13 protein-coding genes are annotated in these 12,134 nt (G+C 70.3%); 6 read left to right on the plus strand and 7 right to left on the minus strand.

Annotated elements, in window-relative coordinates:
- Nucleotides 1–139 precede the first annotated feature (139 nt).
- The 6 genes from ACIRPX_RS45450 (at nucleotide 140) to ACIRPX_RS45475 (ending at nucleotide 4,842) form a co-directional block, all read left to right on the plus strand.
- A complete protein-coding gene (locus ACIRPX_RS45450) occupies nucleotides 140–457 on the plus strand; it encodes a putative quinol monooxygenase (protein ID WP_404206065.1) in 318 nt (105 codons plus the stop codon).
- A gap of 119 nt (nucleotides 458–576) precedes the next feature.
- Nucleotides 577–1,533, plus strand: coding sequence for an alpha/beta hydrolase (locus ACIRPX_RS45455; protein WP_404206053.1), 957 nt, complete (start codon nucleotides 577–579; stop codon nucleotides 1,531–1,533).
- Nucleotides 1,534–1,715: 182 nt separating this feature from the next.
- Nucleotides 1,716–3,053, plus strand: coding sequence for a Mu transposase domain-containing protein (locus tag ACIRPX_RS45460; protein ID WP_404206054.1), 1,338 nt, complete (start codon nucleotides 1,716–1,718; stop codon nucleotides 3,051–3,053).
- A gap of 133 nt (nucleotides 3,054–3,186) precedes the next feature.
- Complete coding sequence (locus ACIRPX_RS45465) at nucleotides 3,187–3,771, plus strand: ATP-binding protein (RefSeq protein WP_404206055.1); 585 nt, start codon at nucleotides 3,187–3,189, stop codon at nucleotides 3,769–3,771.
- Nucleotides 3,761–4,393 carry a hypothetical protein gene (locus tag ACIRPX_RS45470; protein ID WP_404206056.1) on the plus strand — a complete coding sequence of 211 codons (633 nt, stop codon included), beginning with the start codon at nucleotides 3,761–3,763 and terminating at the stop codon, nucleotides 4,391–4,393. Before ACIRPX_RS45465 ends, ACIRPX_RS45470 begins: the two co-directional genes overlap by 11 nt.
- The gene (locus ACIRPX_RS45475; protein ID WP_404206057.1) at nucleotides 4,390–4,842 is read left to right on the plus strand and encodes an NUDIX hydrolase; all 453 of its coding nucleotides are present in this window, start codon (nucleotides 4,390–4,392) and stop codon (nucleotides 4,840–4,842) included. Before ACIRPX_RS45470 ends, ACIRPX_RS45475 begins: the two co-directional genes overlap by 4 nt.
- 52 nt (nucleotides 4,843–4,894) lie before the next feature.
- Here ACIRPX_RS45475 and ACIRPX_RS45480 read toward each other — a convergent pair whose 3' ends face one another.
- The 7 genes from ACIRPX_RS45480 to ACIRPX_RS45510 all read right to left on the minus strand — a co-directional run bounded on the left by ACIRPX_RS45480 (nucleotide 4,895) and on the right by ACIRPX_RS45510 (nucleotide 11,988).
- The gene (locus tag ACIRPX_RS45480; protein ID WP_404206058.1) at nucleotides 4,895–5,749 is read right to left on the minus strand and encodes an acyl-CoA thioester hydrolase/BAAT C-terminal domain-containing protein; all 855 of its coding nucleotides are present in this window, start codon (nucleotides 5,747–5,749) and stop codon (nucleotides 4,895–4,897) included.
- Nucleotides 5,750–6,108: 359 nt separating this feature from the next.
- Nucleotides 6,109–7,185 (minus strand): MSMEG_0565 family glycosyltransferase, encoded by a 1,077-nt coding sequence (locus tag ACIRPX_RS45485; RefSeq protein WP_404206059.1) that lies wholly within the window; start codon nucleotides 7,183–7,185, stop codon nucleotides 6,109–6,111.
- Nucleotides 7,182–8,018, minus strand: a complete 837-nt coding sequence (locus ACIRPX_RS45490; RefSeq protein WP_404206060.1) for a carbon-nitrogen hydrolase family protein — start codon at nucleotides 8,016–8,018, stop codon at nucleotides 7,182–7,184. The genes ACIRPX_RS45485 and ACIRPX_RS45490 overlap by 4 nt, the downstream gene beginning before the upstream one ends.
- Entirely contained in the window at nucleotides 8,015–8,863 is an 849-nt protein-coding gene (locus ACIRPX_RS45495) for a carbon-nitrogen hydrolase family protein (protein WP_404206061.1), read from the minus strand. Before ACIRPX_RS45495 ends, ACIRPX_RS45490 begins: the two co-directional genes overlap by 4 nt.
- Nucleotides 8,860–10,359: an MSMEG_0567/sll0787 family protein gene (locus ACIRPX_RS45500; protein ID WP_404206062.1), complete on the minus strand. Its 1,500-nt coding sequence runs from the start codon at nucleotides 10,357–10,359 to the stop codon at nucleotides 8,860–8,862. Before ACIRPX_RS45500 ends, ACIRPX_RS45495 begins: the two co-directional genes overlap by 4 nt.
- 5 nt (nucleotides 10,360–10,364) lie before the next feature.
- The gene (locus tag ACIRPX_RS45505) at nucleotides 10,365–11,456 is read right to left on the minus strand and encodes an MSMEG_0568 family radical SAM protein (RefSeq protein ID WP_404206063.1); all 1,092 of its coding nucleotides are present in this window, start codon (nucleotides 11,454–11,456) and stop codon (nucleotides 10,365–10,367) included.
- 10 nt (nucleotides 11,457–11,466) lie between these two features.
- Nucleotides 11,467–11,988, minus strand: a complete 522-nt coding sequence (locus ACIRPX_RS45510; RefSeq protein ID WP_404206064.1) for an MSMEG_0572/Sll0783 family nitrogen starvation response protein — start codon at nucleotides 11,986–11,988, stop codon at nucleotides 11,467–11,469.
- Nucleotides 11,989–12,134 lie beyond the last annotated feature (146 nt).

The following is a 12,134-nucleotide window of genomic DNA, read 5'->3' on the forward strand; positions in this document are numbered from 1 at the left end:
CGGCCAGAGCCAGGACACCGGCGACCACCACGGCCACCGGGCACTCAGACCTGCCCACACCCACACTGACCTGCCGCTATTTACGCGTCAGAGCGATTCAATGGAATCACCGCACTCCACCACCGGGAAGAAGGACTCCATGATTGCCGCCTACGGCTTCAATGCCACCCTTACTGCCAGAACCGGACTGGGGGACCGCTTGGTCGACCTGTTGCTGACCGGTCTGGACGAGGGCAGCCCCGGCGCGAGCGAATACTGCGTCGTCTACCTCGTCTCGCGTTCCGCATCCGACCCCGACGTCGTCCACGTCACCGAGGGGTGGACCAGCGAGGAGGACCACCACCGCATCTTCGCCGGCGAGGCCGCGCAGGCCATCGTGGCGCGCATCGGAGGACTGCTGGCGAAGGAGTCGGAATACACCGACTACGTCCCGGTCCGCGGCAAGGCCGACTTCTGAACCCCCGGGTCACCGGGCATGTCCGCGCCCTCGGCGCCTGCCGAGGGGGCCGTTTCGCACCGCTCCTCGTCCCCCCATCGCTCCTTGTCCTCGTACCATCCCTTGAAAGGTCAACGACCATGACCATGGCACGCCCCGCCCTGGACCCCGAACTGCGCGAGCTGCTGGCCGACATGCCCCTCATGTCCCGTCTCGACCGGGAAACGCTGGCTCAGCTGCGCCAGCTTCCCTCGACACCCGTCGACTCCCTCCTCGCACACCGAAAGGTGGACCGACGCGAGATCACCGTGCCGGCCAAGGACGGTGCCCGGATCCGTCTATCGGTCTTCAGCCCCGCGCACGTCGACTCCACTGCCGCCGCTGCGCCCTGCATTTACTGGATGCACGGTGGCGGGATGGTCATGGGCGATCGCTTCTCGCAGCTCGACATCCCGCTGGAGTGGCTGGACGAGTTCGGCGCGGTCGTCGTCTCCGTGGACTACCGGCTCGCGCCCGAGGCCACCGGCACCACCCTCGTTGACGACTGCTACCACGGCCTGCTCTGGATCGCCGAGCATGCCGCCGAATTCGGCGTCGACCCGACCCGGATCATCGTCGCCGGCGCCAGCGCAGGTGGCGGGCTTGCCGCCGGCCTCACCCTGCTGGCCCGCGACCTGGGTACCCCGGCGATCGCCGCGCAAGTGCTGATCTGCCCCATGCTCGACCACCGCAACCGCACTACCTCCAGCCGCCAGTACTCCGGTGTGCCCGGCGTCTGGACCGGCGAGATGAACGCGTTCGGCTGGCAGGCCGTCCTCGGCGACCTCACCGACGGCGAGGTGCCGACCTATGTGTCGCCCACGTTGGCCGACGACCTCTCGGGCCTGCCGACCACCTACATCGACACAGGCTCCGCCGAAGTCTTCCGCGACGAAGACACCGACTACGCCACGCGTATCTGGGCGGCTGGCGGGCAGGCCGAACTCCACGTTTGGGCAGGTGGGTTCCACGGCTTCGACGCCCTCTACCCCCACGCGCACCTCTCGGCCACAGCTCGCCGAACTCGCACCGACTGGCTCGCCCGCCTCCTCCGTTGATGGCGCTACTTGAAAATCCCCACCTGATGCTGAGGGGTGGGGCAAACCTGCTGAGTTGATCTCCGCACCCTTCCTGTGATCTTGGTCGGCGTGTCGGGATGGGTGGTGGGTGGGACGGCAAGCCTGCGTGGGCAACGGGTCGGGCCTCTTCGGGAGGCTGGGTGCTCACGTGGGAGGAAGACGTGGATGCGCACGCGCTGCGTCGCCAGGGCTGGACGATCTCCGCGATCGCCAGACATCTGGGACGCGACCGCAAGACGATCCGTGCCTACCTGAACGGCGAGCGCGTCCCGCAGCAGCGCCGCCAGGCTCCAGACGCGTTCGTTCCCTTCCTGAACTATTGCCGTCAACGCCTGGCGGACGACCCGCACTTGTTGGCATCCACCCTGTTCGACGAGGTAGTCCAACTCGGTTACCGCGGCGCCTATTCGACGTTCACCGGGGCGCTTCGCCGCTACGAGGTCCGGCCGCACTGCGAGCCCTGCCATGCGTCGCAGGGCCGGGACCGGGCAGTGATCGAGCACCCGCCGGGTGAGGAAGTCCAGTTCGACTGGGTCGAGCTGCCCGATCCACCCGTGAGCTGGGGCATCGGCAGGCACGCGCACCTGCTGGTCGGAGCGCTCGCGCATTCGGGCCGGTGGCGGGCGGTGCTGGCGGAGTCGGAGGACTTCCCCCACCTGGTCCAGACCCTCGACGCCGTGCTGCGCAGGCTCGGCGGGACCGCGAGGCAGTGGCGCTTCGACCGGATGGCGACCGTCTGCTATCCCTCCAGCGGCCAGGTCACCCCGGCGTTCGCGGGGGTCGCGAAGTTCTATGGGGTCCAGGTGGCGATCTGCCCGCCGCGGCGGGGCAACCGCAAGGGCGTGGTGGACAAGGCCAACCACAGTGCGGCGCAATGTTGGTGGCGCACGGTCCCCGACGGTCTCAGCGTCGAGCAGGCCCAGTCCGGCGTCGACAAGCTCGCCGTCCGGATGGACGAGCGCCGCCGCAGTGTCGACGGGGTCAAGGTGACGGTGGCCGAACTCGCCACCGCAGAGCCACTGTTGGACTTGCCCACCCTGCCGTTCCCGGCCGAGCTGGAGGTCGTGCGGACGGTCAGCCCGCAGGCCCTGGTGTCCTTCGAGGGCAACCTCTACTCGGTCCCGCCCGGGATGCCGGGGATGCAGGTCACCGTCCGGCAGCGGCTCGGCGAGGACTACCTGCACATCGCCACTGCGGGGAAGGCCGTCGTCGCCCGGCACCGGCTCGCGCCGCGCGGGGCCGGGCGGACGGTCCGCGACGCGGGCCATGTGATCGCGCTGGAGCGGGCGGTCCTCGCGCAGGTCAGTGACCGGGCCCCGTGCAAGACCAAGACCCGCCGCCCGCTGTCGCCCGAGGCGCTCGCTGAGGCCGAGCGGCTGCGGGGCCAGACCGCCGGCGCCAGTTCGGCCGAGCGGGTCGTGATCAACCTCGACACCTATGCCGCCGTGGCCGACCGGCTGCGGACCGCTCCGAGATCCGAGGAGGAACCCGGCGAGTGAGCACATCGCCGACGCAGATGAGTGAAGCGCGCCGCTACTCGCAGCTGCGGGCCCACCTGTCCTACCTGAAGCTGAACGACGCGTTCGAAGCCCTGTCCAGGGTGCTGGACCAGGCCGCACCGAGAACCTGTCAATGACGGCCACGCTGGAACGGCTGCTGGAGATCGAGGTCGAGGCGACCGAGGCCCGCCGCCTCGCGGCCCGTGACCGGTTCGCCTGCCCGCCGGAGCCCTGGACCTTGTCGGACTTCGACTTCTCGGCCCAGCCCGGCGTCGACGAGAAGCTGATCCGGGACCTGGCCACCCTGCGCTTCCTGGACGACGCCTCGAACGTGCTGTTCGTCGGACCGCCCGGGGTCGGCAAGACCATGCTGTCGGTCGCGCTCGGCAGGGCAGCGGTCGAGGCCGGCCACCGCGTCTACTTCACCACCGCGGCGGAACTCGCGGCCAAGTGCCACAAGGCCGCACTGGAGGGCCGATGGAAGACCTGCATGCGTTTCTTCGCAGGTTCACGGCTTTTGATCATTGATGAGCTTGGCTACCTCCCGCTGCCCGAGGACGGCGCCTCGGCGCTGTTCCAGGTGATCAACCAGAGGTATCTGAAGTCGAGCACGATCTTGAGTACCAACGTCGGCATCGACGGCCCCTCCTACCGGCTCCGCCACCACCAGAACCACGCCGACAGCCTTCGCCATGGATTGAACGCCCGTGTCTCCTGAACTCGACCCCACCAACGCGGAGTTGGCGCGGACCTGCCCCGAATGCCAGGCCGGCTTCACGGTCGACTCCGTGGCCAGCCGACGCAAGTACTGCTCGCCCACCTGCCGGGAGAAAGCCCGCTCGCACCTGCCCACCCAGCGGATCTGCCCCCAGTGCGACCAGGAGTTCACCACCACCCTCAGCCCGAAGCGCATCTTCTGCTCGCCCGAGTGCCGAACCGCCTCCCGCAAGGCCAAGACGGAGAGCCGGACCTGCCCCGTCTGCGAGAACCCCTTCCAGGCCCAACGCACGGTCCGCACCATCTACTGCTCGGCCGTCTGCCGTCGCGAAGCCGAGCACCGCCGCGACCAGGCCCTGGACGAGGAACGAGCCCGTCGCCTCGGCCAAGCACCGCCGGCCGCGTTGCCGGCCCGGATCGAGCTTCCCCCTCCACCGGCGCCTCGCCCGGCCTCCCGCCAGCCCGCCGGGGTCCGTGACCCGCTGGAGCCGACCGCGACCCGCGACTGCCCGCACTGCCAGCAGCCGGTCACCATCGTCGCCCTGCTGGCCACCCCCGAGGCCGCCCGGCCGACGATGCCTCACCACCGCACCGATGTCGTCCCGCTGCGGAGGACCCCATGACCGACCTGTCCATGCTCCACCAGGTCGACGAGCTGGTCACCCGCAGCCACAGCGACGGCCTCACCGACCTCACCGCTGCCGCTCTGATCGAACAGCACGGAAGGTTCCTGCTGGTCCACGTCGATCTCCCCGACCTGGACACACCACGAACCTGGCGGCTTCCATCCGGCCCGGTGCTACCCGGAGAGACCGTCCCCGACGGCCTGCACCGCATCCTGGCGCAGTTCTTCGGCTACTCGGACGCCGAGATCACCGGCTTCCTCGGCATCATCGACGCCGACGACTCCGGCACCCGCACCTTCGCCTTCGCGGTCAGCACCGGCCAGCCGGACAGCATCTGCCGAAGCGGCCACCTCCCGCACCGCTGGATCGACAGCATCACCGTCAGCGACCTGATCCCCGGGATCAATCCGCTCCTCCACACCTACTACGCGGCCGCCCCCGGCTGACCCTCACCAATCACCAGGGCCCGGCGACCTTCGGCCGTCGGGCCCTGACGGCCTAAGCCGGACCGAGCAGGTTGAGGATGGACGCCCAGGCAGCCTTGCCGAGCAAAGCATCGGCGTCCGCTGATCCTCCATACAGAAAGGTCTCCGAAGGCGCGGCCGGGCTCTCGCCGGGGAAACGCGGCCGGTGTCCGGCATCCTCACGGACCACAACGCGGACCTGGGCGCCTGCCTGGTGACGTCGCGCTGCCAACTGCTCGGCATACCGCAGCGACGGCCACATCGCGTCGTCCCCGCCGGCGACAAGCAACACATCAGCGCGTGCCTTCTCCACAGGAATCGCCGCAGCATCCAGATGCCGGGCGAACGTCTCCTCGCTCAGTTCGTACCAGCCGCGGATCGCCACCGGACCGTCTCCCTGCCTGGCGGGCTTCCAGGAATCATCCATCGGGACGAACGGCAGCGGACACCCGCGCCAGCTCCACGATGAGCGATACGGGCGTGACTGACCATCGAGCCCTGGCCCAACGTTGCACCAGGCCAGCGAAGTCGGTGCCATGGCGACCACTACATCGACGCGCGGCTCGTGCACCGCGGTCAGCAGCGCAGCCTCGGCTCCCTTGGACAAGCCGAGCAGACCAACGCGCTCCGCCCCGCGCGACCGCAGCAGGTCCACCGCGGCGACGAATGTCTCCAGCGGCACCTCGCAGATCCCCTTCGGCTGTCCGAGGCCGCCGAACCAGCGGATCGCCAGGGCAAGGAAGCCCTGCTCGGCGAGCAGCCGGGCGCGTTGCCGGTCCACCCGACCGCTCGACCCCGCCAGCACGACGACCCCCGTGCTGGCAGCCGCGGTCGGCTCCAGCAGGACCGCCTCCCAAGGGGCCGTCAGCTCATGCTCGATGACCTTCATCACCTGTCCCTCCCAAGCCAACCGCGATCCCGATCCCGAGCACCCTATTGCGCGTGATCAGGCCCAATGGCACGGGAGGCGCCGAACAAGCACTCAACATCAGGGTGATCGCTCCCCAGCACTCCCCACTCCGTTGAACAACGAACGAACTGAGGCGAGCAGCATCCCTGGTCGCTTTCGACCGTTCTCATCAATACCCATACCGGAAGAGGGCGGAAGGGATCGGCCGGGACTCACACCCCGGCCGATCCCATCACGCTCACAGGCTGGGCGAGGCCGCACGCTCCGTGTGATGTGAGTAGGAGACGGTGCGCAAGAGGCGCCCGCGGTTGCAGGCATGCAATGTCTGGTGCAGCACGCTAACTGAGGAAGCGATACAGGGCCACGTGACGGTCGGCGGCCTGAGCCCAGGTATGGCGGGCGGCGAGTTCGCGCCCAGCAGTCTGCCGGGTCGGCGCGTCGATGGTGAGAGCGCGGCCGAGCCCGGTGGCCAGTTCCTCGGGTGTGTCAGCGAAGCAAGCGGCGCGACCGAAGACCTCGCGCAGGACGGGCAGGTCCCGCACGACGAGGGGGACGCCGGCGGCCAGTGCCTCCATTGCGGCGAGGCCGAAACCCTCTTTGCGGGAGGGGAAGGCGAAGGCGTCGGCGGCGGCGACCAGGGAGGGCAGTTCGTCGTCGGGCACCGGGCCCAGAACAACGGGCTCCACGTCGAGTTCGGCCGCCCGCTCCTCCCAGCGCCTGCGGTAGCCGCGATAGTCGAAGAGGGTTTCGCCGCCCGCGATGACCAGTCGAACGTCGGAGTGGTCGGTGCGCAGGAGGCCATACGCCTCGAGCAGGTCCAGGGATCCTTTGCGCGGTTCGATACCGCCCACGGTCAGGACGTAGCGGCCGAGACGGGAACGCCATCGGGCCCGAGCGGCCGGGTCGGTGGTCGCGAAGCGCTTGTACGCCACTCCGTTGGGGATCACTGTCGCCGTCAGGCCCCAGCCGTCGTGGAGTTCGTCCGCCACGGCAGACGACACGCAGACGTGGGCGTACGGCTCCACGATGGCCCGCTCGTGGCAGGCGGCCAGTTCGGGCGTCGTGAAGTGGTCGATGTGGTGGACGGTGCGAATGCAGCGGCCGACCGCGTTGGCGCTGATGCAGTCCTGAGCGTGGACGATGTCGTACGGAGCGGGGTCGAAGGCGTCCCGGAGCCGGGCGATGGACCGCAGGATCCGCTCGCCGGGTGTCTCGCCCTCGGGACCGTCGGCGAACGGCACGATCCGCACACGTACCGCCGGATGCACAGGCCGGAAGAAGCCCTGGTCTCCTCCCCGCCCCAGCGTCCACACCGTGACGTCTTCGCCGAGGGCGGCGAGTGCCTCGGCAAGGGCGAGGGTGTGGACGACACCGCCGCGCGGCTTGGTGGAGTAGCTCAGCAGGGCGATCTTCACGACGGCTTCTCCCGGTAGGCGGCGGGGCGGCGCTCGTCCAGGTGGCGCAGGACGCGGCGTGCGCGGTCGATCTCGGCGGCCACGTCGACCTCCGCCACCGCCAGGCCCGCCTTGGACCAGGTGCGGGCGAGGATGTCGCCGCCGGGGCCGACCACCTTGGCCTGGCCGATGAAGCGCATGCCACCCATGGCGCCGGTCTGGTTGGAGGAGGCGAGGACGAGCTGGTTCTCGGCGGCGCGCGCCTGGTCGTAGAGGTCGAAGAGTTTGGCCTGGCGGTCCTGGGCCAGGCGCGGGGCCCGATTGGTGATGCTGGTGGGCCAGGCGGACAGGCAGGCGAGGATCTCGGCGCCGTCCAGGGCGAGGGAGCGCGCGGACTCCGGGAAGGTCTTGTCGTAGTCGATGAGCATGCCGAGGCGGCCGATGGGAGTGTCGAAGGCGTCGAAGCGGTCACCGGCGCTGTAGGCGGCGGTCTCACCGGCCGGGAGATGGACCTTGCGATGCCGCCCCAGGATGCCGTCTCCGCTGACACAGACGGCCGCGTTGTAGCGCTCGGTCCCGCCGTCCTCGCAGAAGCCGACGCACACCACCATCTCGGCTGCCAGCCGCGCGACTTGGAGGATCAGTGGATCACCGGGCTTCAGGGCCGGGGGCAGCGCCTCGGGGTCGGGGTGGCGCAGGTCGGCGAGGTAGCCACCGAGTGCGGCGTCGGGCAGCACGAGCAGTCGGGCGCCGCAGGCGCGCGCGTCATCGATCACTTTCGCGATGCGGGCCAGGTCGAACTCCAGGTCGCGGCCGAAGTGGGCGGCCGCGGCCGCGATCCGGATCGTGCTCATGTGGTGACGGCTCCTGCGTAGGTGTAGGTGTCCGGGCGCCGGTCGCGCAGGTGTCCCATCGACCGGCGTGCGGTCTGAAGGGCCTGTCCGACATCGAGTTCGGCTACGGCGGTACCGGCTCTCACCCCCGTGTCGGCGAGGACGTCGCCGCCGGGGTCGACGACCTTGGCGCTGCCCACGAAGCGTAGCGAGCCGAAGGTGCCCGCCTGGTTGGCCGACAGCCACACAATCTGGTTCTCCAGGGCCCGGGACCGGTCGAACAGGTCGAAGCGGCGCTTCCAGCGGTCCTCCTCCAGATCGGCAGCCGCGTTCGTGCGCGCGCCCGGCCAGGCCGAGACGCACACACCGATCTCGGCGCCGTCCAGCGCCAGCGCGCGTGCCGACTCCGGGAACGCCTTGTCGTAGCAGATCATCATGCCGATCCGGCCGACCGGGGTGTCGAAAGCGCGGAAGCGGTCTCCGGAGGCGTAGCTGACGTCCTCGCTCAACGGCTGGTGCACCTTGCGGTGATTACCGAGGACGCCGTCGCCGGTCACGCACACGACGCTGTTGTAGCGTGCGTTTCCGGCGGCTTCGCAATACCCGGCTACGACCGTCATCTCCCCGGCCATGGCGGCCAGTCGGCGGATCTCGGGACCGTCGAGGGTGAGTGCGGGCGGCCCCTCGTCGAGCACGGCCGCGTCGTCGAGGCTGAGGAGATATCCGCCCAGGCACGCCTCCGGCAGTGCCAGCAGCCGCACGTCCCGATCCCGCGCTTCCTTGATCAACTGCTCGACGCGGGTGAAGTCCTCTTCCAGGTCACGGCTGAACTCGGCGGCGACGGCCGCCATCCGCAGCGTGCTCATGCGGCTCCCATCCCGGTCACGGTGGAGGTGACCGCTTCGGTGATGTCTCCGTCGGGCCAGCGCAGCCCGACGCCCTGGCCCTCGCTCAGTTCGCCGCACACGGCGCCTGTTGCCGGGCCTGCGGGCAGGGCGAGGGCACCCGGTGCATCTGCGGTGAGCATGGCGAAGCCCGGGAAGCAGGTCAGCCAGTCGCCGATGGTGGCTTGCGGCGGACGCGGTACGGCGGCGACGTCGAGCACCGCCCGGCAGCCGCTCGCCTCGGCGAGCATGCCGAGGGTGCCGGCGATCCCGGCCATCGAGACGTCCTTGGCCGCGGCAGGTCGGGCGGCGGCCACCGCCCCGGTCATGGCACGCAGTTCATCCGCGCGGCGTTGGCTCGTCGAGTCCCATTGGCGGCCCAGATAGCCCTCCCGCCATCCACCGCCGAGGTCGACGGTCAGCCGCACCGCATGGCCGGGGCGCCCTGCGCCGCCCGGCACGGGATACTCGGCACGGCCCAGGGCGGTCACCGACAAGGCGGGCGGGACGCCCAGTTGGGTGTGACCGCCGAGCACCGGCACACCGTACATCCGCGCCGCGCGTGCCAGCCCGGCCAGCACGCGGGACGCGTGGGCGGCATCCCTGGCGCCGACGGCGTCCAGCAGACCGAGCGGTGAGGCACCCATCGCGGCAAGGTCGTTGACGTTGACCAGGACCGAACACCAGCCCGCCCACTCGGGATCGCGCTCGACCATGGACGGCACGATCGCGTCGCACGCAGCGATCATGTCGGTGCCGGGCACGGGCGCTCCGTCGTCTCCGACGAATCCGGCGCCGCCGAGGGCCGCCCGCTCCGCGGACAGGGCCCCGCCGACCGGGTCCTGCCGCTCGGCGCGGGCCGCCGGTTCCTGCAGGCCCGCCAGCAGCGGGCCGAGGGCTGCCTTGGCGGCGGCCGCCTGGGCCGCGATCCGGCCGATCGGCCACCGCATCATCACATGCGGGGTACCGGCCACCGTGACCGGGCGCACGGGCCGCCAGCCCAGACGCCGAAACAGGACCGCGTTGCGTCTCTGCACGGTCGCTTCGAACCGCAGCACGCCTTCGGCCTCTGCCCGGGCACAGGCGGCCCGCACCAGCGCCGCGCCAATGCCGTGCGGCCCGCGCGCGCCGGGAGTGACGACCAGCCGTCCACCAGCCCACCAGCCGATGTCCGGCCCGTCGTCGACCGGCCCGAGCCGTACCCCGCCGGCGACAGCGCCGTCCTGGCCCTTGGCCACCAGGACCACGGTGCGGGGGTCGGCGTCCCGCTCGTCCAGGTCGTGACCGGTGAACAGTCCCTGTTCGTGGACGAACACGTCACGACGCAGCCGCCGGTAGGCGACCGTCTCCGCCGCGGTGTGCGCCTCCTCGATCCGAAAGCCGGGGCGGCGGGCGAGGGTGCTGCGGTCGCCCAGCAGTGCCAGGATGTCGGTCTGCTGCCCGCCTGTCGGGGGCGCGACCACGTCTTCGAGATACATGTCCCTCACCCGCCCGCAGCCTTCAGTACGCTGCACGCGCCGCAGGCGGCGCAGCCGGCCTGCTGGTCGGCGCCGTTCATTCCGGCCGCCCGCAGCCTGGCGACGACACCCTCGGTGACGTAGCGCAGCAGTTCCGCACTCGGGGCAGCCACGCCGTCGCGGGCGGCCAGGGTGCCGCGCATGGGCCGGAAGGGGACCACGAACGGATACACCCCACGGTCGATCAACTCACCTGCCCCCGCGATGAGTCGGTCGGGGTTCTCGCCGAGGCCGACGAGCAGGTAGGTGGAGACGCGGTTGGGTCCGAACACGCGCACCGCCTCGTCCCAGGCGGCGTAGTACGCGGCCAGGGGGATCGTGGCTTTTCCGGGCATCCAGCGACGGCGTACGGCGTCGTCGAGAGACTCGACATGGATGCCGATGGCGGTGGCCCCGGCGTCGTGCAGGGCGCGAATCCAGGCGAGATCGCCGGGCGGCTCGCACTGCACCTGGATCGGCAGGTCGGGGACGGACCGCAGCACCGCGCGGACGGATCGCGCGAGGTTGCGGGCGCCCCGGTCGGGCCCGGTCGTCGTGCCGGTGGTCATCACCATCTGCCGGACGCCGTCGAGCCGCACCGCCGCCTCGGCGACCTCGGCCAGCTGGGCCGGTGTCTTGGCGGCCACCGTGGCGCCGGAGTGCAGGGACTCCTCGATGGTGCAGAATCGGCAGCGGTCCGACTCGGCGTAGCGGATGCAGGTCTGTACGACGGTGGTGGCCAGCACGTCCGCGCCGTGCAGGCGGGCGATGTGCTCGTAGGGGATGCCGTCGGCCGTGGTCAGGTCGTAGAACCTCGGGCGACGTACGGCGGTGAGGGTGAGGCCGGTGTCCTCCTCACCCAGCCACACCTTGCCGTCGCGGACGCGGTAGGGGCTGGCGGGGTTGGTGGGAAGGGCGGCGTTGGCACCGTCGACGAGGACGTGGCCGTCGTCGCTCGGGCCCGCGCCGTCCGGCCTGCGCACAGGGGCCTCCGTTGCCACGCCCTGGAGGGCGAGCTCGGCGCGCGTCATGATCCGGACGTCCACCGCTGTACCCGTCGTGCCGGTGCCAACACTCACGGTGGCCCCCTTACAGCTGGTAGGTGGAGTTGATGACGGCGCCCTTGCGCGCGTAGTGGATCAGCGCGTCCTGGACGTCGAGGGGATGGGTGGGGATGACGCCCTCGATGAGGTCCTCTTCCCGGGCACCGTGCAGGGACAGGCCGAAACGGCAGCAGTAGACCTTGCCGCCTTCGGCGATGAACGTCTTGAGCTGATTGTTGATGTTGTGCTCGCCGGGGAAGGCAGAGTTGCCGGTGGTCGGGAAGCCGCGGGTGGCAAGGCAGTTGAGGGAGCCGGGGCCGTAGAAGTAGAGGGCGGTCTCGAAGCCCTTGCGCAGGGCGCGGGTGGCCTGCAGGACGGCGACGAAGGACACCGACGACTCGTGGGCGATGCCGTGGACGAGGGTGAAGTAGGTCTCGCCGTCCTCGGCCTGGTAGTCGGGGAAGACCTTGGTGGAGCCGTAGATGCTGGAGCCCTCGGGGAGGGAGGGGTGCGGGATCTCGGTGAGGGACTTCTGCTCGACGTCGCTGAGCTGGGCGGTTTCGGACATGGCGATCTCCTTGCGTGAGGCGGTGGGTGAGAGGGGGAAGCTCCTATAGACCGTCAAGCGGTCTGTGGGAGCGGTTCGGTGGTGTGGGTCACATGGGGTAGGTGACGGTAGATCTCTCGGGCGACGAACCGTTTCAGGCAGCGGAC

Origin of the sequence: Streptomyces sp. NPDC101225, from assembly GCF_044767585.1 — a bacterium.
Classification (GTDB): domain Bacteria; phylum Actinomycetota; class Actinomycetes; order Streptomycetales; family Streptomycetaceae; genus Streptomyces.